Genomic DNA, 22454 nt, shown 5'->3' with positions numbered 1-22454 from the left:
TACGACTCCTCACGGTATGCCCTCGCTCGGACATCGCACGGGCCGGGTCCCTCTCGCGTCGTCCCCGGTGGGAGAGCGGCGGCCGGCCGAGGTACGTTCCAGCGGTGAACTCCTGGTTTCCATGCCAGGCGCTGAATTCCCCGGGGAGGGGCGACGGGATGACCGAGACCGTGACCAATTGGGCCGGCAACATCACCTACACGGCCAAGGAGCTGCACCGGCCGCACTCGCTCGACGCGGTACGGGCACTCGTCGCGGACAGCGCTCGGATCCGGGTGCTGGGCAGCGGGCACTCCTTCAACGAGATCGCCGAGCCGGGCGCCGACGGCGTTCTGCTGTCGCTGGCCGCGCTGCCGCCGGAGATCGACGTCGACATGGCGGCCCGTACGGTACGGGTGGGAGGCGGCGTCCGGTACGCGGAACTGGCCCATCAGGTGCACGCCCACGGGCTGGCCCTGCCCAACATGGCGTCGCTGCCGCACATCTCGGTGGCCGGGTCGGTGGCGACCGGCACGCACGGCTCGGGGGTCGGCAACGGTGCGCTGGCGTCGGCCGTGCGCGAGGTGGAGATCGTCACGGCGGACGGCTCGACGGTGGTCATCGGCAGGGGGGACGACCGTTTCGGCGGTGCGGTCACCTCGCTGGGCGCCCTGGGCGTCGTCACCGCGCTCACCCTCGATCTTGAGCCCTCCTTCGACGTCGAGCAGCATGTGTTCACCGAGTTCCCGCTCACCGGGCTGGACTTCGACGCGTTCGAGACGGTGATGGCGGCCGCGTACAGCGTCAGCCTGTTCACCGACTGGCGCGCGCCGGGCTTCAGGCAGGTGTGGCTGAAGCGGCGTACCGACCAGCCGCTGCCCGCCTTCCCCTGGGCCGCGCCCGCCACCGAGAAGATGCACCCGGTGCCGGGGATGCCCGCGGTCAACTGCACCGAGCAGTTCGGGGTGGCGGGGCCGTGGCACGAGCGGCTGCCGCACTTCCGGGCCGAGTTCACGCCGAGCAGCGGCGCCGAACTTCAGTCGGAGTACCTGCTGCCGCGCCGGTACGCCCTCGACGCGCTGTATGCGATCGACGGGATCCGGGAGACCGTCGCCCCTCTGCTGCAGACCTGCGAGGTGCGGACCGTCGCCCCCGACGAGCAGTGGCTGAGCCCGGCGTACGGACGGGACACGGTGGCGCTGCACTTCACCTGGATCGAGGACACGGCGGCGGTGCTGCCGGTGGTACGGCGGCTGGAGGAGGCCCTGGACGCCTTCGACGCCCGGCCGCACTGGGGGAAGGTCTTCACCGTCCCGGCGACGGAGCTGCGCGGGCACTATGAGCGGCTCGGTGACTTCCGGCGGCTGGCGAAGGAGCTCGACCCGACGGGCACCTTCGCCAACCCCTTCGTGCGGGCGGTCCTCGCCGACTGACTTCGGCCAACCGGCAAGAAGCACAAAGAAGCACCGAGGCACTTTATAAAGCCCCTTTCCTAACCCCTTGTCGAACGTCGGCGCAGCCCATAGCCTTGCGCCGGTCTTGTCAGCGAGGGGAGTCCGATGAGGCGCGGCACATCACGGGACATCCGCACCGCGAACCGCTACGAGGTGCTGCGCCAGATCATCGCCGAGGCCCCCACCTCCCGGCAGGAGCTGGCGGCCGCCACCGGTCTGAGCCTCGCCACGGTCGCCACCCTGGTCGGCGAGCTCCTCGAACTGCGGATGATCACCGAGGTCGGGTTCGAGGACTCGGCGGGCGGCCGGCCCCGGGGTCTGGTGGCCGTCAACGCGCCGGGGGGCGCGTTGATCGGCGTCGACATCGCGGAGACGTACGTCCATGTCGAGCTGTTCGACCTCGCGCTGAACGTCCTGGCCCGCGCCGACGAGTACATGCGCCCCGGCGAGAGCCGCCCCGAGCAGGTGGTCGGCCATGTCGCCGCCGCCGTCGGCTCGGTGGTCGCGCAGGCCGGGGTCGAGGGCGCGCGGGTGCTCGGCGTCGGCGTGAGCATGCCCGGGCAGGTGGACCGGGCCACCGGGATCTCGGAGTACGCGCCCAACTGGGACTGGCACGACGTGCCGCTGCTCGACCTCCTCACCGAGCACATCGCCTATCCCCTGTACCTGGACAACTCGCTGCGCGCCGTCGCGGTGGCCGAGCTGTGGTTCGGGGCCGCGCGCGGGCGGGGGGACGCGGTGGTGGTCAACCTCGGGACCGGGGTGGGCGCCGGGCTCCTCCTGGGCGGCGGGCTGCACCGGGGGGTGAGCAACAGCGCCGGCGAGTGGGGCCACACCACGATCGTCCTGGACGGACGGCTGTGCCACTGCGGGAACCACGGTTGTGTGGAGACGTACGTCGGCGCGCCCGGAATCATGCTGAATCTGCGGGAGTTGAGCCCCGGCAGCGCGTTGCTGCACCCGGAGGACCAGACGGCCACCATCGACGCGCTGGCCCGCGGGGTCGCGGCGCACGACCCGGTGGCGCTCAAGGTGGTCCGCGACACCGCCCGGTATCTCGGCGCCGGCATCGCCGACCTGGTGAACCTGTTCAACCCCGAAGTGGTCGTGCTCAGCAGCTGGGTCGCGGCCACGCTGGGCGAACCCCTGGTCGCCGAGGTGCGCGAGGCCGTCGCCCGGCACGCGCTCAAGCGGCCGATGGCGGCCACGGAGATCGCCCTCTCCCCCATCCCCACCGATCCGGCGTGCCTGGGTGCGGCGACCTTCGCGCTCGAAGGCGCGCTCCAGTCGGTCGGACAGCGGAGCGCGAAGCGCACGCCGCGCGCAAGGACCCGTTCCGCACCGTCTCCCTAGGGAGTTCAGCCTCCTCTTCCTGGGGAGTTCAGCCCCCTTCGACGAGTCCGCGGGCCGCTTCGGCGGCGGCCCGCTCCTTGTCACGTCCGGTATCCCGAACACTACGCAACGCTTCGAACAGGCTTCGTCCAACCCCTTGCCGAAGCCTTAGCCGAAGGTTAACGTCCCGCACCGCACCCTCCTTTCAGCCATCTGGCGCTGAGCCGAAGAGCCGCAGCCGCGCACACGAGACAAGGACGTCACATGTCGGCATTGAGCAACAGCAACTGGGACCGCAGAAACGTTTTGCGAGCCGCCATGGGCCTGGCCGCGGCCGGCGGGCTGGCCGCCTGCGGCGGCAACAACGGCCGCAGCGGCGGCGGCGGTTCGGGCACGAACCTGACCCAGTTCTTCCACGCGTACGGCGAGGCCGGCACCGAGCAGGCCATCAAGAAGTACGCGAAGGCCTACGACAAGGCCAACGTGACCACGCAGTGGATCACCAGCTCCGACTTCGAGAGCAAGCTGTTCGCCACGCTGCTCACCAAGAGCGCGCCCGACCTGTTCGAGTTCCACCCGCAGATCCAGATGGTCAAGAGCGGTCAGGTGGCGGACCTGACCGACATCATCGATCCGGTCAAGGACGACTTCAACCCGGCCGACATCGCCTCGCACACGGTGGACGGGAAGATATACGGCGTCCGCATGATCGACGACCCGCAGTTCTTCTTCTACCGCCCCTCGCTCTTCGAGAAGGCCGGCGTCGAGGTCCCGCAGACCCTCGACGAGCTGATCGAGGCCGCCGCCAAGCTCACCACCAGCAAGGTCAAGGGCCTGTACCTCGGCAACGACCTGCACGCGGTCATCAGCCCGATGATCTGGTCGGCGGGCGCGGACACCCTCAACGAGAAGAACGAGATCGCCTACCACACGGACGGCGTCGTCGAGGGCCTGAAGAAGATGCGCAAGCTGTTCACCAGCGGCGACCTTCTCCTCGACGCCCCCACCGACTACTGGGACCCCTCCGCGCTCAACCAGGGCCTGTGTGCCATGCAGTTCTGCGGTATGTGGGCGATGCCGCAGTTCCAGCAGGTCCTCGGCGACGACATCGGCGTCTTCCCGTTCCCGAAGACCATCGACTCGGGCAAACAGTCGGTCTACAACGGCGGCTGGTCGATGTTCGTCAACGCCAAGGGCAAGAACGTCGACGCGGCCAAGGCGTTCGTGAAGTGGCTGTGGATCGACCAGAAGAAGTACCAGGAGGAGTGGGCCACTTCCTTCGGCTTCCACATCCCGCCGCGCACCTCGATCGCCGAGAGCGCCACCAAGCTCAAGTCGGGTCTGCCGGCCGAGGGCGTCAAGCTCTTCAACGAGTTCGGCCACTTCGACAACATCGGCTGGACCCAGGCCATGATCACCGCGCTGGAGGACGTCTTCGCCAACAGCGTCCGCAAGAACGGAAACCCTCAGGCCTCGCTCGACAAGGCCGACGCGGCCGTGAACCGCGAGCTCAAGAAGCTTTTCGGATAGACCGCGGGACGGACTGCGCCATGTCGACGACCTCCACGCGCGACCTCGCGTCCCCCGCCCCGGCGAAGGCCTCACCGGCCAAGCCGCGGCGGGGTCTGCGGGGGAATGCCACCTTCAACTTCTGGCTCTTCACCGGGCCGTTCCTCATCGGTCTGGCGATCTTCGTCTACGCACCGATCCTCTGGAGCCTCTGGCTCAGCTTCTTCGAGGCCCGCTTCACCGTCACCCCCGACAAGTTCGTCGGCTTCGAGAACTACACGTACATGCTGACGAACGACGACTTCGTCGGCTCGCTCGGCACCTTCACCGTCTTCGCCGCGTTCATCGTGCCCACCACCTGGGCGCTCTCGCTGGGCCTGGCCCTGATAGTGAACCGGCTGCGCTTCATGCGGGCGTTCTTCCGGTCGGTCTTCTTCCTGCCGACCGCGTGCAGTTATGTGGCCGCCGCGCTGATCTGGAAGATGTCCATCTTCAGCGGAGTCCGCTTCGGTCTGATGAACACGGTCCTCGGCTGGTTCGGGATCGAGAACATCGCCTGGCTGGCCGACCCCAATCCGCCCTGGTACTGGCTCGTCATCGTCACCGCACGGCTGTGGCTCCAGTCCGGCTTCTACATGATCCTGTTCCTGGCCGCGCTCCAGAACATCCCGGGCGAGCTGTACGAGGCCGCCGCCATCGACGGCGCCAAGCCCGGCTGGCAGACCTTCCGGTACATCACCCTGCCCCAGCTGCGCGCCACGTCCACCGCGGTGATCCTGCTGCTGCTCATCGCCGCGTACCAGGCCTTCGACGAGTTCTTCAACCTGCTCCAGAAGACGACCTGGGGACGCCCGCCCCTCGTCGAGCTGTACTACAAGGCCCTGGGCGAGAGCCAGGACTACGGCTCCGGCAGCGCGGGCGCGGTCATCCTGACCGTACTCATCTGTGTCGTGACCCTGTTCCAGGGCAAGCTCCTGGGCTTTGGAAGGGGGGAGGATTCCAAGTGACCACCACCGCACCCGAGGTACGGAAGTCCACACCGCCGCCGGCCAGGACACGCCGGGTCAGGCGCGGCGGGGTGATGAGCTCCACCGGCCTCTACATCGCCACCGGTATCTCCGGTTTCCTCTTCCTGATCCCGTTCTACCTGATCATCCGCAACGCCCTCTCCACCGATGCCGAGATCACCGGAGAGAACTGGAAGTTCTTCCCCACGGACATCCAGTGGGGCAACATCAGCGAGCTGTTCAGCGACGAGACGGTGCCCTTCGCCCAGTCCCTGTGGAACTCGGCGATCGTGGCCACCCTGCACACCGTCGGCGTCCTGCTGGTGTGCTCCCTCGCGGGCTACGGTCTCGCCCGCATCCCGTACAAGCACGCCAACAAGGTCTTCTACGCCGTCCTGGGCACCCTGATGGTCCCGACGGCGGTCACCTTCGTCCCGAGCTTCGTGCTGGTCTCCTCGCTCGGCTGGGTGGACACTTACCGGGGTCTCATCATCCCGGGGCTGTTCAGTGGTTTCACCTGCTTCCTCTTCCGGCAGTACTTCCTGGGGTTCCCCAAGGAGCTGGAGGAGGCGGCGCGCGTGGACGGACTGGGTTACTGGGGTGCGTACTGGCGCATCGTGGTGCCCAACTCGCTGAACTTCTTCGCCGCGATGGCGACCATCACCTTCATCCAAGGGTGGAACTCCTTCCTGTGGCCGCTGGTCATCGGGCAGGATCCGGGTTCGTGGACCGTTCAGGTCGCGCTCTCCAACTACATGACCAACCAGACCGTCGTCTTCCACATGATCTTCATGGCCACGGCCATGTCCATCCTGCCCCTGGTGTTCGTGTTCCTCTTCCTCCAGCGCTGGCTGGTGCAGGGGATCGCGCAGACAGGCATCAAGGGCTGACACCTTCTTCTCGATACCTGGAGACCGATGTCTTTCCGCACCACCCCCGCTGTCGACTACGTCGAGGACGTCTCGCCGGGCAGCGGGGCCCTCCCGCCCCGCGCCTGGTACGCGTCCTCGGACGCGAGGTCCCTGTCGCTGAACGGCAGCTGGCGCCTGCGTCTGTCGGCCACCGCCGACGCCGAGGACGACGCGTTCGCCGAGGAGGGGTACGACGCCGGGGACTGGGCCGAGGTCACGGTCCCCGGCCACTGGGTCCTCCAGGGCGACGGCCGTTTCGGATCGCCCATCTACACCAACCACCTCTACCCCTTTCCGGTGGACCCGCCGCACGTCCCGACCGAGAACCCGACCGGTGACCACCTGAGGGTCTTCGACCTGCCGGACGACTGGCCGGCGGACGGCGGGGTGGTACTCCGCTTCGACGGCGTCGAGTCCTGCGCCCGGGTCTGGCTGAACGGCACGGACATCGGAGAGTTCAAGGGCTCCCGGCTGCCGCACGAGTTCGCGGTCGGTCATCTGCTCAAGCCGGGCGGCAACGTGCTCGCGGTCCGGGTCCACCAGTGGTCGGCGGGCTCGTACCTGGAGGACCAGGACCAGTGGTGGCTGCCGGGCATCTTCCGTGACGTCACCCTGCTGCACCGTCCGGCGGGCAGCGCGCTCGACTTCTTCGTGCACGCCTCCTACGACCATGTCAGCGGCGAGGGCACCCTGCGGGTCGACTCCGACGTCGACGGCCGGGTGACCGTGCCCGCCCTCGACATCGATGTCGCGACGGGCGAGCCGGTGACGGTGCGGGTCGATCCGTGGACGGCGGAGACGCCGACGCTGTACGACGGGATCCTCAGCACCGAGGGCGAGCGGGTGCCGCTGCGCATCGGCTTCCGTACGGTCGTCCTCGAAGACGGCCTGATCAAGGTCAACGGCAAGGCGGTCCTCTTCAAGGGCGTCAACCGGCACGAGTGGCATCCCGAGAAGGGCCGCGCGCTCGACCTGGAGACCATGCGCGAGGACGTGCTGCTGATGAAGCGGCACAACCTCAACGCCGTCCGCACCTCGCACTACCCGCCGCACCCCGCCTTCCTCGATCTGTGCGACGAGCTGGGCCTGTGGGTCATCGACGAGTGCGACCTGGAGACCCACGGCTTCGTCGAACAGGACTGGCGGGACAACCCGGTCGACGACGACCGCTGGACCCCGGCCCTCCTCGACCGCGCCGCCCGCATGGTCGAACGCGACAAGAACCACCCCTCCATCGTCTTGTGGTCCCTGGGCAACGAGGCCGGCACCGGCCGCGGTCTGACCGCGATGGCCGAGTGGATCCACGGCCGGGACTCCTCGCGCCTCGTGCACTACGAGGGCGACTGGAACTGCCGCGACACCGACGTGTACTCGCGGATGTACGCCTCCCACGAGGAGGTCGAGCGGATCGGGCAGGGCCTGGACGGCGGCACGCACAAGCGGCGCGGGCTCCCCTTCATCCAGTGCGAGTACGGGCACGCGATGGGCAACGGACCGGGCGGGATCGCCGACTACCAGCGGATCTTCGAGTCCTACGACCGGATCCAGGGCGGCTTCATCTGGGAGTGGATCGACCACGGCATCAAGCACCCCGAGCTGGGCTACGCCTACGGCGGCGACTTCGGCGAGGAGCTGCATGACGGCAACTTCGTCTGCGACGGACTGATCTTCCCGGACCGGACGCCGTCCCCGGGGCTGATCGAGTACAAGAAGGTGATCGAGCCGGTCCGTATCGAGGGCGACGGGCCGGACGGCACCGTACGGGTGACGAACGCGTACGACTTCGCCGGTCTCTCGCACCTGGAGTTCGAGTTCTCCTACCAGGTGGACGGATTCCCCACGGGTGCGCACACACTCACCGTGCCGCCGCTCGCGCCGGGTGAGTCGGCGGAGGTCAAGCTGCCGGCACCCGCCCCCGACGGCAACGGCGAGGAGGTCCAGTGGACGGTCCGCGCGCTGCTCGCCGAGGACACCCCCTGGGCCGGCCGGGGCCACGAGGTGTCGTGGGCGCAGCAGACCGTCGAACCGCGTGCGCCCCTCCCCGCGACCACCGGTGCCAGGCCCGCGGCCGACGGCGACCGGATCGTGCTCGGCCCGGCCACCTTCGACGCCCGCACCGGTGCCCTGCGGTCCATCGGCGGGGTGGACGTCACCGGCCTGCGTCTGGACGTGTGGCGTGCCACCACCGACAACGACGAGGGAGCGTCCTGGCAGGACGACACGCGGTACGGCGTGCTGTGGCGGCAGCTGGGCCTGCACCGCATGCGACACCGCCTGGACGGCGTGGAGTCGGGTGACGACGCGCTGACCGTACGGACCCGGGTGGCGCCCGCGGCCCGGGAGGCGGGCCTGCGCACGGTGTACCGGTGGACCTCCGACGGAACGCGACTGGGCCTGACCGTCTCGGTCGATCCCGAGGGCGACTGGGCAGTGCCGCTGCCCAGGCTCGGCGTCCGGTTCGGGCTGCCGGCGGCGTCCACCGAGTCCGCGTTCTGGTTCGGCAGTGCCGGCGAGGCATACCCGGACACCAAGGCCGCGGCGAAGCTCCTGCAGTGGGACGCGAGCATCGAGGACCTCCAGACTCCCTACGTCCGTCCACAGGAGAACGGCGCCCGTGCCGACGTCCGCTGGGCGCAGCTCGGCGGTCTGCGGATCGAGGGCGAACCGGAGTTCTGGTTCAGCGCCCGGCGCTGGACCACCGAGCAGTTGGACGCGGCCACGCACCGCACCGACCTCACGGCCGGTGACACGGTGTGGGTCAACCTGGACCACGGCCAGCACGGGATCGGCTCGCAGTCCTGCGGTCCGGGCCCGCTGCCGCGGTACTTCCTGCGGGCCGAGCCGACGGAGTTCTCGTTCGTCTTCTCGGTGACGGATCAGTCCAACTCGTTGATCAATTAATCCATTGACCGATTGATCGACATTCTGACACCGTCGTGGCGTCCTCCGCGGCCGGTCGACTCCCCGTCGACCGGCCGCGATTCGCGTGCTCTGCGAGGGAGTTCAGAACGTGAGCGGCAGCTACACGGGGGTGAACGGATGACGGCGACCGCCACCGCTTCCGGTTTACGGCCGCGCCTCGCGGTGAGCCTCGTGTTCGTCGTCCTCGGGGGCACCCAGGGCGGCTGGATGGCCCGTATCCCCGCGATCCGGGACCAGGTCGGCGTGGACACGGCGCGGTGGGGGCTGCTGAGCGGTTCGTCGGCGGCCGGGGACCTGGTCGCGATCGTGCTGATCACGGTGCTGATCGGGCGGGTGTCGAGCCGTCTGCTGAGCCTCGCGGCCGCCGCGCTGGTGCTGCTCAACGCGCCCGTGCTCGCGGGGGCTTCGGCGGTGCCCGCGCTGGTGGTGGGCCTGACGGCGTGGGGCTTGTCGGCGACCTTCCTGGCCACGCCGGTGAACGCGCTCGCGGTGACCGTGGAGCGGCACCAGGGCAGGCCGCTGATGTCCGGCTTCCACGCCTCCTACAGCTGCGGGGTGCTCGCGGGCGGCGCCCTCGGTACGCTCGCGGCGGCCACCGGCGTCTCCCCCGGCGTCCAGATGGCGATCAGCAGCGGTGTGCTCGGGGCGCTGCTGCTGGCGTGGGCGCGCTGGCTGCCGGAGGAGGAACAGGCCCGCGAGGAACCCGGGGAGCAACGCCGGCCGCTGCGGGACCGGTTCACTCCTCAGCTGACCCTGCTCGCCTCCATCGCCTTCCTGGCGTCCTTCGTCGAGGGCGCGGCCTCGCAGTGGAGTTCGGTGTACACGGCCGACTTCCTGGGCGGGGGCCCGGCGCTCGGCGCGGCGACGTACACGAGCTTCTCGGTGGCGATCCTTCTCGCCCGGCTCCTGGGCGACCGTGCCGTGACCCGCCTGGGCCGTCGGACTTTCGTACGGCTGTCCCTGCTGACCGCCGTGCTGGGCGCGGCACTTGTCGTCCTGCGGCCCCAACTGCCGCTCGCGCTGGCCGGTTTCACGATCATCGGCCTGGGCATCGCCTGTGTGCTCCCGGCACTGATCGCCCTCGCCGGCCGGCAACGCGGGGTGCCGGCCGGCGAGGGGGTGTCGGTCATCACCATCGGCCAGTGGCCGGGCTTCTTGCTGGCGGGCCCGGCCGTGGGCCTGCTCGCCGGGGCGACGAGCCTGCGCCTGGCGCTGGCGGCGCTGATCGTGTCGGGAGTCGGCGCCGCGCTGCTGGCCAGGTGGGTGCGGGTGCCTACGAGCAGCTGATGCGGATGTCCCCGGTGTCCGTCGTGCAGGCGTCCGCGCCGGAGCTGCCGTTGGCGGTGTCGTTGCCGGAGACGTTGTCGACGGTGTTCAGCCGGTCGTTGCCGTAGTTGCCGATCAGATTGTCGTTGCCGGAGCCTCCGTAGAGGTTGTCGTTGTGGAAGCCGCCGTCGATGCGGTCGTTGCCGTAGCCGCCGTACACGGTGTCGTAGCCGGAACCGGCGTTGATCGTGTCGTCACCGCCGAGGCCGCAGATCACGTCGTTGCCGGAGGTGCCGGTGATGGTGTCGTTGCCGCTGCTGCCGATGCGGGTACAGCCGCGGGAGTTGTTGACGATGGTGGTCGTGGTGGCGGTGTCGTTGCCGGCGACCGGGTCGGTCTGGGTGGCGCTCGCCGTGGCCCGGTCGGTGAGGGTGCCGGTGGAACGGGGTTCCACGACGACCGTCACGGTGGCCGTCGCTCGGGGGGCGAGGGTCCCCAGAGCGCAGGTGACGGCGGTCGTGCAGGTGCCCTGGGAGGGCGTCGCCGAGATGACCGTGCGGATGAGGCCGGAGAACGTGTCGGTCAGGGCGACACCGGTGGCCGCCGTGGTGGTGCTGTTGTTGGTGACCCTGATGGTGTAGGTGGCCCGGTCACCGATGCTGACGGTGCCTGTACCGGTCTTGGTGACGGACAGGTCGACGCCGGACGGCGTGGAGTCGACCACGTAGCGGGCCAGGGCGCGGTCGTCGCCGGCGTTGCCGAACGCGACGATCTTGCCGTCGGGCTGGAGGGCGACGGCGTTCGCCTCGTCGAAGTAGCCGAAGCCCATGTCGTTGGAGGTCTTGCCACCGGTGCCGAATCCGGAGTCCAGGCTGCCGTCGACGTTGTAGCGGGCCACGCCGAAGTCGGCGGCGGACAGGCCGACGGCGACGGCGCGGCCGTCGGGCTGTAGTGCGAGGTCGTAGGCGCGGTCAACGGTGTTGTTGAAGTCGGTGATCACGCGTCCGCCGGTGCCGTAGGCCGGGTCGAGTGCGCCACCTGCGGTATAGCGGGCGAGCGCGAAGTCGTAACCGGTGTACCCGGCCGCGACGATCTTGCCGTCGGACTGCACGGCCACGCCGCCTGCCGAGTCGTCGCCGGCGAAACCGGGCGCGGCACTGAACACGGTCGTGACCTTGCCGCCCGTACCGAATGTGCTGTCGAGAGTGCCGTTGGTGTTGTAGCGGGCCAGTGCGAAGTCGGTGGGGCCGTTGAGGGCGCCCCTGTTGCCGACGACGACGATCCTGCCGTCGGGCTGGAGTGCGAGGTCGTTGCCGGAACCGCCGCCCTCGAAGGGGGTGAGCACGCGACCGTCGGTACCGAACGTGCTGTCCGGAGTGCCGTCGGGGTTGTACCGCGCCACCGCGAACCGGACGTCGCCCGGCCCCGCGACGCTCTGTCCCGCGGCGACGATCTTGCCGTCAGGCTGCACGGCGACCGCCCGGGCAACGCCGGAGAGGTCGGTGGGGACGCGTCCGCCGGTGCCGAAGCCGGTGTCCAGGCTGCCGTCCGCGTTGTAGCGGGCGACCGTGAACACGCAGCAGCCGCCCTCCGACGCGGCGGCCTCCCCCGCCACCACGATCTTCACCTGGCCTGCGACGGGCTGGAGCGCCACGGCGTGCGCCCGGTCCTCGCCGCCCGCGAAGTCGGTGATCGTCTCGCCGCCGTCGCCGAAGGACGTGTCGAGGCTGCCGTCGGCGTTGTGCCGCATCACCGAGAACTCGGACGTCAGGTACTCGGCCTGAAGGTTGCTGCCGACGGTGACGATCCGGCCGTCGGCCTGGAGGGCGACGTCTTGGCCCTCCTCCCAGAAGCCGCGGTTGATGACCGTCTTGCCGCCGGTGCCGAACGCGGGGTCCAGGTCACCTGGTGCGGCGGCCGCGCCGTGCGGCAGGGCGACGACGAGCGCCAGCGCCGCGACCAGGGCGGAGGCGGCGCGCAGGGATCCCCGTAGGGATGGAAGGGTGGGCATGCGCCCAGCTTCCGGACGCCCTGCGCCCCCTTCCCGCGGCTGGCCAGCCGGTGCGGCCACCAGGACGCAGAGTTCCACTCGCCGGGGTGACGGGGGGCACTGCTCGGACCGGCGGGACGGTGCGCGGCCCGGATCACGCGGCCCGGTACGCCCGCAGGAACGCCGCGACACCCCCTGTGATCAGCCTTTCTGTCTCCTCCTTGGGCAGCGGGCGGACGCCGTAATGCGAGAGCTGCACGATCTGGTGCGCAGTCAGGGCCGAGAAGTGGACTCCCGCGAGGGCGGCGTCGCCGTGCGTGTCGATCAGACCGGCGGCGGCGAGGCCCGCCATCGCGTCGGCGAGGCCCCGGCCGGCCGGCCTGGGCCCGGCGTCCTGCCACGCCTCGAGCACCTCGGGCGGTACGTGGTCGACCTCGGCGTGGATGTGCCGGACGAGCGCGAAGTGGTCCGGGTACTCGGTCATGAGGCCGACGAAGGCGCGGGCGAGGGCGACGAGATCGCGCTCCAGGTCCTCCGGGCGGGGAGGATGTTCGAGGTCCAACAGGGCGTGCAACCTGGCGAGTTGGGCGTCCTTGACCGCGCTCGACGTCCAGGTGACGACCGTACGGAAGAGATCGGCCTTGCCGCCCGGGAAGTGGTTGTAGAGCGTGCGGGTGGAGACGCCGGCCGCGGCAGCGAGGGCGTCGACCGAGGCACGCGTGTAGCCCTCGCGGCCGAAGACCGTGCAGGACGAACTCGCGATGGCCATCTGCTTCTCCAGCTTGCGCGGCGAGACCTCGCCCCGGGATTTCGCCACCCACGCGTCATTGGCGCTGCCCACACTCGCCTCCCCATCGAAGTACAACGGGCGTTGTATTTTTTACAACGCCCGTTGTAGCTTACCGGAAGCAGGCCGCATGAGGGCGGTCGCACCGTTCACGAGGGGGTACCACCATGTCCGCCACCGAGACCGCGCCCCTGCGCATCGCCGTGATCGTCGGCAGCGTCCGCGAGGGCCGCGCGGGACGTGCCGTCACCGACTGGTTCCTCGGCACCGCCGAGGGCGCCGACGATCTGCACCTGGACGTCGTCGACCTCGCCGACGTCGAGCTGCCGATGGTCATGCCGGGCTGGGGCGGCACGCCGAGCCCCGAGGCCGTCGCCGCGCTGGCCGACGTCACCCCGCGGCTGGCCGCCGCCGACGCCTTCGTCGTCGTCACGCCGGAGTACAACCACAGCTTCCCGGCCTCCCTGAAGAACTTCATCGACTGGCACCACGAGCAGTGGCACGCCAAGCCGGTCGGCTTCGTGTCCTACGGCGGGCTCTCCGGCGGCCTGCGTGCCGTCGAGCAACTCCGGCTGATCTTCGCTGAGTTGCACGCCATGACCGTGCGCGACTCGGTCAGCCTGCACGGACCGTGGTCGGGCCTCACGGAGGACGGCGCACCGCGCGACGAGGCCGTGTGCGAGGGCGCCGCCAAGGGCATGCTCGGCCAACTCTCCTGGTGGGGGCGGTCGTTGCGGACGGCTCGCGAGATCCGGCCGTACTCGGGCTGAAGGGGCAGGGGATGACCACCACACCGGCTGCCGAGGCGCCGTCGGAGGCGTCCCGGACCGCCGCGCAGGCCCTCAACCGCACCATCCTGGTCGTGATCATCGGCTCAGTGATGTCGGTGCTGGACATGACGATCGTCAACGTGGCGCTGCGCAGCCTCTCCGAGGCGTTCCACGCTCCGCTGGAGACGATCCAGTGGACCGCGACCGCGTACACCCTCGCGCTCGCCGCCGTCATCCCGACCGCGGCCTGGGCGATGGGCCGGATCGGCGCCAAGCGCGCCTATCTGACCGCCCTCGCGCTGTTCACGCTCGGCTCGCTGCTCGCGGCGTTCGCCTGGGACGCGGCCAGTCTGATCGCGTTCCGGGCGGTGCAGGGACTCGGCGGCGGGCTGTTGATGCCCGTCGGCATGGCGATGGTGATGCGCGGCGCCGACCGCGAGCGGCTCGGGCGGGCGATGGCGCTGATGGGGCTGCCCATCATGGTCGGGCCGGTGGCCGGGCCGGTGCTCGGCGGCTGGCTGATCGACCACGCGTCCTGGCAGTGGATCTTCCTCGTCAATCTGCCGGTCGGCGCGGTGGCGCTGGTGCTCGCGGCGAAGCTGCTGCGGCCCGACGAACCCCGCGCCAAGGCACCGACGCTGGACGTTCCCGGCCTGCTGATGCTCTCGCCGGGCCTCGCGCTGCTGCTGTTCGGGCTGGCGCGGGGCGGGGAGCGGGGCGACTTCACGGCAGTCGGCGCGCTCGGGCCCACGCTCGCCGGGGTCGTGCTCGTCGCCGCCTTCGTACGGCGTGCGCTGACCGCCCGTGCGCCGCTGCTCGACCTCCGGCTGCTCGGCGACCGCACCTTCGCCGCCGGGATCGGCACGCTCGCGCTGTTCACCTGCGGCTACTTCGGGTCGATGCTGCTCTTCCCGCTGTACTGGCAGCAGGTACGCGACACGAGCGCGACCGCGGCCGGGCTGCTGGGCGCGCCGGTCGGCCTCACCGTCGGCATCACCATGCAGGTGGCCGCGCGCCGAATCGACAAGGTGGCGCCACGCCGCCTGATCCCGGCCGGAATCGCGGTGGGGGCGTTCGGCATGGCGCTGACGGCGCTCCAGGTCGGAGCGGACGACGTGGCCGCGTGGCGGCTCGTCGGGGCGGCGATGGTGATGGGCGTCGGCGCCGGCATGGTCCTGATGCCGACGATGACGACGGCGAGCCGCGACCTGCCGAGGGACCGGATGGCCGCGGCGAGCACCGCGCTGAACATCAACGCGCAGGTGTGGGCGTCGGTCGGCACGGCCCTGATCTCCGTGGTCCTCGGCTCGACGGGCACGGATCCGGCAGGGTTCCGGATCTCCTACGCGGTCGCGGCGGCCCTCCTCGCCCTGGCCGTGGTCCCGGCGTCACTGCTTCCGGGCCGCCGCGGCTGACGCGGCTGACGGTTTTGGGGTGCCCGATCCCCGTATCGGCGTGAACAGCGCGACGACCGCGATCAGCACGCAGCACGCTCCCGCGACGAGTCCGACGGGAGCCGTGCCGCGCCGTTCCGCGGCCCAGGTCAGGACGACCGCGCCGATCGGGGCCGCCGAGTAGTGGAGGGTCCAGAAGGCGGAGGTGACCCGGCCGAGGAGCGGTTCCGGGGTGACCTCCTGGCGCAGGGACATGGAGCAGGTGCCGGCCACGGCGACGCAGGCGAGGAAGGCCGCGCTCAGGGCCGCGACGACGGGCACGTCCCGCGCCCAGCCCAGTCCGGCGAACGCCACCCCGCACAGGGCGACCGCACCGGTCCAGGTCGGGCCGAAACCGAGCCGCCGCCGGACCCGGGCCACCAGCAGGGCACCGGTGATCGTGCCGAGCGCCCCGACGGCCATGACGGTGCCGACCGTGCCGTCGTCATGGCCGAGGTCGTGCTTGAGGTGGTAGATGATCAGGTCGTTCAGGCCGAGGGTGAGGAAGCTGAAGACGAACAGCAGGGCGGTCAGCGAGCGCAGCACCGGGTGGCCGTGGATGAAGGACACCCCGGCCCGCAGGTCCCCCCACAGGCTCGCCCTCTTCGCCTTGCCCGCCTTGTCCGCCACGCCGCCGTCGTCCCCGGAGCGCGCGGCGAACCGTACGAGGAACATGCACGCCGCCGATACCCCGAAGCTGGCCGCGTCCACGCCCACCGCCGCGGCCGGGCCGGTCCAGGCGGCCACCATCCCCGCGCACAGCGGTCCGAGCACGCCGGCCGCGGCGGCGGTGGCGTTCAACCGGCCGTTGGCCTCCGTGAGTTGCCCGGTACCGACCAGACTGCGCACGACGGTGACGTAGCCGACGGCGAACAGCGTGCCGACGGCCTCGCACAGCGGCAGGACGGCATACAGCAGCCACACCTGCGGCCCGAACAGCCACACCAGCGGGATCACCCCGTACAGCACCATGCGCACCAGATCGCAGACGATGAGCAGCCGGCGGCGGTCGACCCGGTCCACCAGCGCTCCGGCGAAGACGGCCGCCAGCACCGCGGCGGCCCCGCCCACCGCCGTCAGCAGGCCCATCCGCGCGAGGGAGCCCGTGGCCTGGAGCACCAGCAGGGGCAGGGCGATCAGGGCGAAGGAGTCGCCGAGCACGGAGAGGGTCTGCGAGGCCCAGAAGACCCCGAAGTCCCGCTGCCGCCACAGGGGTCGGCTGCCGCCGGGGGGCCGGCCGGTGCCTGGTGTGCGCGGTGTCCGGCTGCCCGGCTCTTCCTCGCGCTGCGCCCCGTGCGTCATGCCCCTCCCGGTGTCCGGGCAACCTTACGGCGCCCTCCCTTGGGCTTCCCTTGGGCTCTCTGCCCCGGAGAGACCGCGGTGAGCCGTCTTGACGAGGCGCGTTCGTGGGTACGCGCCAAGGCGACGGTCTCGACGAGGAGCGCCCATGAGCACAGCCGTCGTGGTGGGCAGCGGTCCCAACGGTCTCGCGGCGGCCGTCCTGCTCGCCCGCGCGGGCGTGGACGTCACCGTCCTGGAGGCGGCCGGCACGATCGGCGGCGGCACCCGGACCGGCGAGCTGACGCCGGGGCTGCTGCACGACCACTGCTCGGCCACGCATCCGATGGCGGTGGGCTCCCCGTTCCTGCGCACGCTCGACCTGGGCCGGTACGGGCTGCGCTGGCGGCTGCCGGAGATCGACTGCGTGCATCCGCTGGACTCGGGCGAGGCGGGGGTGCTGCACCGCTCGGTGCGGGCGACGGCCGAGGGTCTCGGGCCGGTCGACGGGCGCACCTGGCGGCGGCTGTTCGGGCCGCTGGCCGACGGATTCGACGCGCTCGCCGAGGACTTCATGGGCCCGCTCGCCCGCGTGCCCCGCCACCCCCTGCTGCTGGCGCGGTTCGGGCTCCCGGCGCTGCTGCCCGCCGGCGCCGTGGCGAGCGTGTGGCGCACCGAGGCCGCCCGCGCCCTGTACGGCGGGGTGGCCGCGCACGCCTTCCGCCCGCTGCACCGGCCGGCGACCGCCGCGATCGGGCTGTCGGTCATCGCGGCCGGGCACCGGCACGGCTGGGCGGTGGCCGAGGGCGGCTCCCGGGCGATCACCGACGCACTGGCCGCGCTCCTGGCCGAGCACGGCGGCCGGATCGAGACCGGCGTCCACGTCCGGTCGGCGGCTCAGCTGCCCCCGTCCGACGTGGTGCTCTTCGACCTCGCGCCGCGCGCGGTCGCGGACCTCCTCGGCGACCGGCTGCCGCCCCGGGTGGCCCGCGCCTACCGCCGCTTCCGGCACGGCCCGGCCGCCTTCAAGGCGGACTTCGCGGTCGAGGGCGGGGTGCCGTGGGCGCACGAGGCCGCGCGACGGGCGGGCACGGTCCACCTCGGCGGCACGTTCGAGGAGATCGCCGACGCCGAACGCGCGGTCCACGCAGGCCGGATGCCCGAGCGCCCCTTCATGCTCGTCGGCCAGCAGTACCTGGCCGACCCCCTCCGGTCGAACGGCGACATCCACCCCGTATGGACCTACGCGCACGTGCCGCACGGCTACGCCGGCGACGCCACCGAGGCGATCGTCCGGCAGATCGAACGGTTCGCCCCGGGCTTCCGGGACCGGGTCGTCGCCACGGCGGTCCGCTCCCCGGCCACGCTCGAGCGGTACAACCCGAACTACATCGGCGGTGACATCGTCATGGGCGCGAACACCGCCTTCCAGCTGCTGGCCCGCCCACGCCTCGCCCTCGACCCGTACGACACCGGCGTACCGGGGATGTACCTCTGCTCCGCGGCGACCCCGCCGGGCGCGGGCGCGCACGGCATGTGCGGGGCGCACGCCGCGGCGTCGGCGCTGCGCCGCCTGACGCGGTGACCTGCTCCCCCGTTACGGTGACCCGCGTGATGGTGGGCACGGACGAGACCAGGCTGATCGTGCTGCGCGGCAACAGCGCCTCGGGGAAATCGTCGGTCGCGGCCGGCATCCGTGACCGCTTCGGCCGCGGTGTGGCCCTGGTCGGCCAGGACAACCTCCGCCGTGTCGTCCTGCGCGAACACGACCGGCCCGGGGCGGCGAACATCGGCCTGATCGACGCCGTCGCCCGCTACGCCCTCGACGCCGGCTACCACGTCGTCGTCGAGGGCATCCTCTACGCCGACCGCTACGGCGAGATGCTCGCCCGCCTGCGCGCCGACCACCGCGGACCGACGCACGCCTACTACCTGCACGTACCCTTCGAGGAGACCCTCACCCGGCACGCCACCAAGCCGATCGCCGACGAGGTCCGCCCCAGCCAACTGCGCGACTGGTACCGGCCACTCGATCTGCTGCCCGACGGCATCGAAACCGTCATCGGCCCCGACAGCACGCTCACCGAGACGGTCGACCACATCGTGCTCGCCACCGGCCTGGCGGGTCTCCCCGCACGGGACGGCTGAGGCTCAGCGGAAGGCGGCGGCGTTCCCCCTCGCCCACCGCTCGAACGACCTGGCCGGGGAGCCGGTGACCCGCGCGACCGTGTCGTGGACCTTCAGCAGTTCGTCGTTGACGTCCCCGCCGATCAGGTCGAGCACCGCGTCGGCCTCTTCGTCCCCCATGAAGGAGGCCATCTGCCGGTGGGCCTCCGGCCGGCTGATCTCGACGAGGGACACCTCGCGGCCCAGGGCCGCGGCGACGGCCTCGACCTGGCGGCGGACCGTGACGCGTTCCGGTCCCGTCAGTGCGTACGTCTGCCCTCGATGCCCCGGCTCGGTCAGCGCCGCACAGGCCACCGCCGCGATGTCCGCGGGGTGGATCGTGGGGAGCCCGATATCGACGTACGGCGCCCGGACCACGCCCTGTTCACGGATCGACGGCGCCCACCCCAGGGTGTTGGAGGCGAACTGCGTCGGCCTCAGGATCGTCCAGGCCATGCCGCTGTTCTGGAGCGAGCGCTCGAGGGCCGCGCCTTGGCGCGCGGCGTTCAGATGCGGATGCGTACGGACCGTGATCGACGACACGAGCACCACGTGCTCCACGCCCGCTTCCCGGGCCATCGCGAGGGTGTCTGTCATCATGCCCACGCTCGACAGCAGGAACAGCGAACTCACCCCCTCCAGCGCGGACTTGAGGATGTCCGGCCGTTCGAGATCGCCCTCGAAGGCCTCGGTCCCCTCGGGGAACGAGGCCCGTCCCGCGTCACGGGTCAGGCCTCGCACGGGTCCGCTGCCCCGCACGCGCAGCTGCCGCAGCAGCGCGCCTCCGATGTTTCCGGTCGCGCCGGTCACGAGGATCATCGTCATCTCTTCCCGTCCTGGGTGGTGATCACATCCCCTGGCACGCTAGGACCTCAACTTTGCTTGAGGTCAAGAGAGGTTCATCGCTCGGTCGTGGTCTCCGGCAGCTCACCTCGTCTCTCACTGTTCCCCCAATTGCCGTTGCCGGTCACACTGGTTGACATCAAAGCTGAGCAGCGTTCATCTTCCCCGCCGTCCCTCCCGACCGGAGACACCCCCACATGAGAAGACTCCTCGGCACCCTCGTGGCCGCCGCCCTGGCCGTGACCGGCCTCGCCGCCACCGGCGCGACGCCCGCGGCAGCGGCCACCACCGGCTCGTTCAACGTCCTGACGTACAACGTCGCCGGCCTGCCGGAGGGCCTCAGTTCCGGTAACCCGGAGACGAACACCCCGCTGATCTCCCCGCGCCTCGGGGCGTACGACATCGTGAACGTCCAGGAGGACTTCAACTACCACGCGGCCCTGTACGCCGGAGACAACCACCCGTACCGCACCGCGACCAGCGGCGGCGTGCCCTTCGGCGACGGCCTCAACACCCTCTCGGACTACGCCTTCGAGGACTTCGCCCGGGTCAAGTGGAACACCTGCACGGGCACCAACTGCCTGACCCCGAAGGGCTTTTCGCTGGCCCGGGTGCGCCTCGCAGAGGGCGTCTTCGTGGACCTGTACAACGTCCACACCAACGCGGACGACACCGCCGACGCGCTCGCCGCCCGCCGGGCCAACGTCGAGCAGTTGTCCGACTTCGTCCAGGCGAACTCGTCCGGCAACGCGGTGATCGTCATGGGCGACACGAACACGCGCTACACGCGCTCGGGCGACAACATCCGCACCCTGGCGAGCGAGAACGGCCTGACGGACGCGTGGGTCGAACTGGCGAAGGGCGGCACGCCGCCGGCCCAGGGCGCGGACGCGATCGTCTGCCCGACGACTGCCCCGCCGAACGACTGCGAGGTCGTGGACAAGGTCCTCTACCGCGGCAGCAAACTGTTCTCCCTCTCGGCCACCCGCTACAACAACGAGTGGGCGTCCTTCCTGGACTCCGCGGGCGGCAACCTCTCCGACCACTTCCCGCACACGGTCGACTTCTCCTACACCCTCAACTCGCCCCTCACGGCGAGCGACTTCTTCGGCGGCCCGCACGGCACGGCCTTCAACGACGCGGACGATCTGCCGGCCACCCCCTCGCCCCGGACGCTGACACTGCGCGGCGGCTCACGCCTGGACGCGATCTCGCTCTCCTACGACGGCGGTACGACCGTCTCCCACGGCGGCACGGGCGGCACGGCGACGTCCCTGCCCCTCGCGTCCGGCGAACACCTCACGTCGGTCAAGCTGACACAGGGTCAGAAGGACGGCCGCACCCGGCTCTTCTCGGCGAGCTTCACGACGGACAAGGGCCGCACCCTGTCCTCCGGCACGGCCACCACGAACACGAAGACCTTCACGGCCCCGTCCGGCCGGCAGATCGTGGGCTTCACGGGACGGTCGGGCGACGGGATCGACAAGCTCGGCGTGCTGTACGCGCCGGTCAGCTGAACCCGGGTTCGCCGGGAACCTCCGCCCATCGCCGCGGGTGGGTGACTCGTTTCTCCGTCACGCCGACGTCAATCGGCCGCCAGGCGCCAGAGCGAGGTGATCTCCGCGGTCCGCGCGGAGTGGAGGGGATCCGCGGTGTCCCTCGCCCGTGGATGCCGCGGACTGGTGTCGATCCTGTCCACCACGTGCAGGCCCGCCGCCGCGATGGCGCTCAACAGCTCGCTTCGCGTCCGGAGTTCGAGGCGTTCGGCCAAGTCCGAGAGGATGAGCCACCCTTCGCCGCCGGGTGCGAGGCGGGCGGCCAGCCCGTCCAGGAAGCTTCGGAGCATGCCGCTGTCGGCGTCGTAAACGCCCTGCTCCAGGCCTGAGTTGGGCCGTGCCGGAATCCAGGGCGGGTTGCAGACGACCAGGTTCGCGCGCCCGTCGGGGAAGAGGCCTGGGCCCACGACGTCGATGCGTCCGGTGAGGTGCAGTCGGCGGACGTTGTCCCGTGCGCAGGCCAGGGCGCGGGTGCTGATGTCGGTGGCCACGACGTGTCCGAACCCCCGGCGGGCCAGGAGGGCGGCGAGGACTCCTGTCCCCGTCCCGACGTCGAACGCGATACGCCGGCCCACCGACGCCGGCAGCGGTGCTCGCCCGACCAGGTCGACGTATTCGCCCCTGACCGGGGAGAACACGCCGTAGTGCGGGTGGACACGAGCGCCGAGGGCCGGTACCTCCACGCCCTTCGTGCGCCACTGATGCGCTCCGATCACCCCCAGCAGCTCCGTGAGAGAGACCGCCATCGGCTCGGACGGCAAGCCGTACGCCTCGGTGCAGGCCCGGCGCACATCGGGAGCTCTGCGCAGGTCCAGGGAGTGGTCCTCGCCCAGCAGAACGAGAAGCCTGCCCAGCACGCGGGCACGGTGGCCTCGGGCCCGGCGGTACAGATGGAAGGACTCAGCCGGGCCGGCACCCTGCCGGGGAGGTTTCCGGTCGACGCGGCGGCCCATCGCTTGCAGCAGCAGACGCCCGTTGTGGAAGTCGCCCCGCCACAGCAGGGCGGTTCCTTCGCAGGCCAGACGGTAGGCGGTGGCCGCCTTCATACGGTCGTCGGCGACCGCGACCCGGCAGGGAGGCCAGGTAGCGCTCTCGGAATGCCAACGGGCGGAACGCGGGGTGTTGTTCTCGGTCCAGTTGATCGTGGACACGACGTACTCCTCGTGATCGAACGTGCGGGGGCACGAAGAGCACTTCGACGAGGAGCGGGAGGAGGGTCAGGGCAGGAAGGGCTACCGCTCCCGCGTCGAA

General features: G+C 70.8%; 17 protein-coding genes. 12 read left to right on the top strand and 5 right to left on the bottom strand.

All coding sequences use genetic code 11. The annotated features are described in order from the left end of the window. Positions 1-158: 158 nt before the first annotated feature. The 7 genes from AB0I77_RS05585 (at position 159) to AB0I77_RS05555 (ending at position 10401) form a co-directional block, all read left to right on the top strand. Positions 159-1412 (top strand): FAD-binding protein, encoded by a 1254-nt coding sequence (locus AB0I77_RS05585; protein ID WP_363281046.1) that lies wholly within the window; start codon positions 159-161, stop codon positions 1410-1412. Between the two features lie 126 nt (positions 1413-1538). Then, entirely contained in the window at positions 1539-2786 is a 1248-nt protein-coding gene (locus AB0I77_RS05580) for an ROK family transcriptional regulator (protein WP_363281045.1), read from the top strand. A gap of 243 nt (positions 2787-3029) precedes the next feature. Then, positions 3030-4295: a sugar ABC transporter substrate-binding protein gene (locus tag AB0I77_RS05575; RefSeq protein WP_363281044.1), complete on the top strand. Its 1266-nt coding sequence runs from the start codon at positions 3030-3032 to the stop codon at positions 4293-4295. Positions 4296-4315: 20 nt separating this feature from the next. Continuing rightward, on the top strand, positions 4316-5281 hold the full coding sequence (locus tag AB0I77_RS05570) for a sugar ABC transporter permease (protein ID WP_363281043.1): 966 nt from the start codon (positions 4316-4318) through the stop codon (positions 5279-5281). Continuing rightward, the gene (locus AB0I77_RS05565) at positions 5278-6171 is read left to right on the top strand and encodes a carbohydrate ABC transporter permease (RefSeq protein ID WP_363281042.1); all 894 of its coding nucleotides are present in this window, start codon (positions 5278-5280) and stop codon (positions 6169-6171) included. Before AB0I77_RS05570 ends, AB0I77_RS05565 begins: the two co-directional genes overlap by 4 nt. Positions 6172-6198: 27 nt before the next feature. Then, positions 6199-9093 carry a glycoside hydrolase family 2 TIM barrel-domain containing protein gene (locus tag AB0I77_RS05560; RefSeq protein ID WP_363281041.1) on the top strand — a complete coding sequence of 965 codons (2895 nt, stop codon included), beginning with the start codon at positions 6199-6201 and terminating at the stop codon, positions 9091-9093. Positions 9094-9231: 138 nt separating this feature from the next. Further along, positions 9232-10401 carry an MFS transporter gene (locus AB0I77_RS05555; protein ID WP_363281040.1) on the top strand — a complete coding sequence of 390 codons (1170 nt, stop codon included), beginning with the start codon at positions 9232-9234 and terminating at the stop codon, positions 10399-10401. Here AB0I77_RS05555 and AB0I77_RS05550 read toward each other — a convergent pair. Both AB0I77_RS05550 and AB0I77_RS05545 read right to left on the bottom strand, forming a co-directional pair. Then, positions 10388-12391, bottom strand: a complete 2004-nt coding sequence (locus tag AB0I77_RS05550) for a calcium-binding protein (protein ID WP_363281039.1) — start codon at positions 12389-12391, stop codon at positions 10388-10390. The two genes, AB0I77_RS05555 and AB0I77_RS05550, sit on opposite strands and share 14 nt — an antisense overlap. Positions 12392-12524: 133 nt before the next feature. Continuing rightward, positions 12525-13211 (bottom strand): TetR/AcrR family transcriptional regulator C-terminal domain-containing protein, encoded by a 687-nt coding sequence (locus AB0I77_RS05545; RefSeq protein WP_363281038.1) that lies wholly within the window; start codon positions 13209-13211, stop codon positions 12525-12527. Between the two features lie 113 nt (positions 13212-13324). Here AB0I77_RS05545 and AB0I77_RS05540 point away from each other — a divergent pair, with 113 nt between their 5' ends. Both AB0I77_RS05540 and AB0I77_RS05535 read left to right on the top strand, forming a co-directional pair. Then, positions 13325-13927, top strand: a complete 603-nt coding sequence (locus tag AB0I77_RS05540) for an NAD(P)H-dependent oxidoreductase (protein ID WP_363281037.1) — start codon at positions 13325-13327, stop codon at positions 13925-13927. Between the two features lie 11 nt (positions 13928-13938). After that, on the top strand, positions 13939-15342 hold the full coding sequence (locus AB0I77_RS05535; protein WP_363281036.1) for a DHA2 family efflux MFS transporter permease subunit: 1404 nt from the start codon (positions 13939-13941) through the stop codon (positions 15340-15342). Here the strand turns inward: AB0I77_RS05535 and AB0I77_RS05530 are convergent. Further along, positions 15316-16662 carry an MFS transporter gene (locus AB0I77_RS05530; RefSeq protein WP_363281035.1) on the bottom strand — a complete coding sequence of 449 codons (1347 nt, stop codon included), beginning with the start codon at positions 16660-16662 and terminating at the stop codon, positions 15316-15318. The genes AB0I77_RS05535 and AB0I77_RS05530 overlap by 27 nt on opposite strands. A gap of 145 nt (positions 16663-16807) precedes the next feature. Between AB0I77_RS05530 and AB0I77_RS05525 the strand changes: the two genes are divergently transcribed. Both AB0I77_RS05525 and AB0I77_RS05520 read left to right on the top strand, forming a co-directional pair. After that, positions 16808-18223: an NAD(P)/FAD-dependent oxidoreductase gene (locus tag AB0I77_RS05525; protein ID WP_363281034.1), complete on the top strand. Its 1416-nt coding sequence runs from the start codon at positions 16808-16810 to the stop codon at positions 18221-18223. Positions 18224-18252: 29 nt separating this feature from the next. Continuing rightward, on the top strand, positions 18253-18786 hold the full coding sequence (locus AB0I77_RS05520; protein ID WP_363281149.1) for an AAA family ATPase: 534 nt from the start codon (positions 18253-18255) through the stop codon (positions 18784-18786). A 3-nt stretch (positions 18787-18789) separates the two neighbouring features. Here AB0I77_RS05520 and AB0I77_RS05515 read toward each other — a convergent pair whose 3' ends face one another. Beyond that, the gene (locus AB0I77_RS05515; protein ID WP_363281148.1) at positions 18790-19623 is read right to left on the bottom strand and encodes an NAD(P)H-binding protein; all 834 of its coding nucleotides are present in this window, start codon (positions 19621-19623) and stop codon (positions 18790-18792) included. 221 nt (positions 19624-19844) lie between these two features. Here AB0I77_RS05515 and AB0I77_RS05510 point away from each other — a divergent pair, with 221 nt between their 5' ends. Further along, the gene (locus AB0I77_RS05510) at positions 19845-21164 is read left to right on the top strand and encodes a jacalin-like lectin (protein ID WP_363281033.1); all 1320 of its coding nucleotides are present in this window, start codon (positions 19845-19847) and stop codon (positions 21162-21164) included. Positions 21165-21232: 68 nt separating this feature from the next. Here AB0I77_RS05510 and AB0I77_RS05505 read toward each other — a convergent pair whose 3' ends face one another. Beyond that, complete coding sequence (locus AB0I77_RS05505) at positions 21233-22354, bottom strand: class I SAM-dependent methyltransferase (protein WP_363281032.1); 1122 nt, start codon at positions 22352-22354, stop codon at positions 21233-21235. Between the last annotated feature and the right edge of the window lie 100 nt (positions 22355-22454).

This window comes from Streptomyces sp. NPDC050619 (assembly GCF_040654815.1).
Taxonomy (GTDB): domain Bacteria; phylum Actinomycetota; class Actinomycetes; order Streptomycetales; family Streptomycetaceae; genus Streptomyces.
Note: the sequence above shows the minus strand (reverse complement) of the source record. Positions and strands in the feature narration are given on the sequence as shown.

Bases quoted from the DNA above. Each gene is read 5' to 3' on its own strand.
- AB0I77_RS05585 (WP_363281046.1), top strand. From the start codon at position 159: ATGACCGAGACCGTGACCAATTGGGCCGGCAACATCACCTACACGGCC.
- AB0I77_RS05555 (WP_363281040.1), top strand. From the start codon at position 9,232: ATGACGGCGACCGCCACCGCTTCCGGTTTACGGCCGCGCCTCGCGGTG.
- AB0I77_RS05540 (WP_363281037.1), top strand. From the start codon at position 13,325: ATGTCCGCCACCGAGACCGCGCCCCTGCGCATCGCCGTGATCGTCGGC.
- AB0I77_RS05535 (WP_363281036.1), top strand. From the start codon at position 13,939: ATGACCACCACACCGGCTGCCGAGGCGCCGTCGGAGGCGTCCCGGACC.
- AB0I77_RS05515 (WP_363281148.1), bottom strand. From the start codon at position 19,623: ATGATCCTCGTGACCGGCGCGACCGGAAACATCGGAGGCGCGCTGCTG.
- AB0I77_RS05580 (WP_363281045.1), top strand. From the start codon at position 1,539: ATGAGGCGCGGCACATCACGGGACATCCGCACCGCGAACCGCTACGAG.
- AB0I77_RS05570 (WP_363281043.1), top strand. From the start codon at position 4,316: ATGTCGACGACCTCCACGCGCGACCTCGCGTCCCCCGCCCCGGCGAAG.
- AB0I77_RS05510 (WP_363281033.1), top strand. From the start codon at position 19,845: ATGAGAAGACTCCTCGGCACCCTCGTGGCCGCCGCCCTGGCCGTGACC.
- AB0I77_RS05560 (WP_363281041.1), top strand. From the start codon at position 6,199: ATGTCTTTCCGCACCACCCCCGCTGTCGACTACGTCGAGGACGTCTCG.
- AB0I77_RS05520 (WP_363281149.1), top strand. From the start codon at position 18,253: ATGGTGGGCACGGACGAGACCAGGCTGATCGTGCTGCGCGGCAACAGC.
- AB0I77_RS05525 (WP_363281034.1), top strand. From the start codon at position 16,808: ATGAGCACAGCCGTCGTGGTGGGCAGCGGTCCCAACGGTCTCGCGGCG.
- AB0I77_RS05550 (WP_363281039.1), bottom strand. From the start codon at position 12,391: ATGCCCACCCTTCCATCCCTACGGGGATCCCTGCGCGCCGCCTCCGCC.
- AB0I77_RS05575 (WP_363281044.1), top strand. From the start codon at position 3,030: ATGTCGGCATTGAGCAACAGCAACTGGGACCGCAGAAACGTTTTGCGA.
- AB0I77_RS05530 (WP_363281035.1), bottom strand. From the start codon at position 16,662: ATGACGCACGGGGCGCAGCGCGAGGAAGAGCCGGGCAGCCGGACACCG.